Genomic DNA, 725 nt, shown 5'->3' on the forward strand with positions numbered 1-725 from the left:
CCGGAAGGTGCGATCAAGGGCCGCGAACACTGAGGGTGCGGTCCGGTCGCGCAAAGCGATCACGACCCGGAACCTCGACCACGCAACCCACGCGACGAACAACACCGTCCGGACGCCGCCGATGACGGGGCCGTCGCCGAAGTCGTACTGCAACCACTGGCCAGGCTCCGTGACCCAAGGCCGATGCACCCGAACCCGACCGAACTGCCACGCCGTGCGAACCTGCGCGACCGCCCGCCTCGACGAACGCGCCGAACCGGTATAGCCGAGCGCGAGGAGTTTGTCGTGTGCTTTGTCGGCACGGATCTTGCCCTTGGACGCTTCGACCCATTCCTCGATCTTCGGCAGGAACGCATCCGTGATCCGGGGGCGCTCGGCGGGCTGGGCGATCGGTTGGCCGGCGTCGCGAGCAGCAACGTGTTTGGCGACGGTGTGATGCGAGCACCCGGCAAGAGCCGCGGCAGCGCGCAGCGATCCTGTCAGGTCGAACGCGGCGAGTATTTCCATGATTTCTCCGTCAGACTTCATTCAGAGCCTCTTCCTGGAACCGGTTTGATACGACTTAGACATCGTCATCAAATCGCAGGAAGAGGCTCCCGGCGCTTAACGCGTCCGGGTACAAAACAGAAGTGGGCAGAACTCGTGGCCACCAGTGGGCAGATCCCCTGGCCACCAGCGGGCAGAACTACTGGCCGCCTACGGGCAGTTTCACATGGCCGCTAACA

General features: G+C 64.1%; 1 pseudogene. It reads right to left on the reverse strand.

What is annotated here, in order from left to right:
- Nucleotides 1-528: pseudogene (locus B7R22_RS18605) on the reverse strand (IS21 family transposase); the annotation flags it as partial.
- Nucleotides 529-725 lie beyond the last annotated feature (197 nt).

The organism is Subtercola boreus, assembly GCF_003399635.1.
Classification (GTDB): domain Bacteria; phylum Actinomycetota; class Actinomycetes; order Actinomycetales; family Microbacteriaceae; genus Subtercola; species Subtercola boreus_B.